This window comes from Pseudomonas sp. 51_B (assembly GCF_017491595.1).
In the GTDB taxonomy this organism is placed as follows: Bacteria; Pseudomonadota; Gammaproteobacteria; order Pseudomonadales; family Pseudomonadaceae; genus Aquipseudomonas; species Aquipseudomonas promysalinigenes.
On sequence record NZ_JAFGYW010000257.1, the window covers coordinates 1 to 488 of the forward strand.

Annotated in this window: 2 protein-coding genes; both read right to left on the reverse strand. The window is 66.0% G+C overall.

Annotation, left to right across the window (positions count from 1 at the left end):
- Window positions 1-277 (reverse strand): TSUP family transporter (locus tag J5M56_RS24705; RefSeq protein ID WP_207938025.1); only part of this gene is annotated, 277 nt, incomplete at its 3' end.
- 12 nt (window positions 278-289) lie between these two features.
- Window positions 290-488, reverse strand: a 199-nt coding sequence (locus J5M56_RS24710) for a hypothetical protein (RefSeq protein ID WP_207938026.1), incomplete at its 5' end; no start/stop codon positions are given.

The following is a 488-nucleotide window of genomic DNA, read 5'->3' on the forward strand; positions in this document are numbered from 1 at the left end:
TGCCGTGCGCATGCAGGAACCACAGCGTGCCCGCCGCGAGACGCCCGGTGATCCGCCATTCGACCGTGCCCTTGAGCCCGTGCACGAAGGTGCCCGTCGCCTTGGTGAGCGCCGCGTAAAGCAGATCGGTGCCCACCGCCGTCGCCGGATGGACGTTGAACAGCAGCACGAGGATCGGCGTCATCAGCGAACCGCCGCCGACGCCCGTCAAGCCGACGAGAAAACCGACGAAGAGGCCGGACAGGGAATACAGCGGATCGATATGGGGCAACGACATCGGCGGAGAACGTTAGGCGTTTGAAAGCGACGGCGCGAAGTAAGTCCGACATTGTCGCAAAACTCGCGGGTCGATGCGGGAAAGCGTAAAAAGCCCCGGACGCATCCGGCCGACGCGGCGGGTAGCCGCGAGCGTTGGCTCGGGCGCGCGATGCGTGATGCACGGTGCACGGCCGGACGGAAAGCGGATGCGGGGATGAGCGAATGCGAGC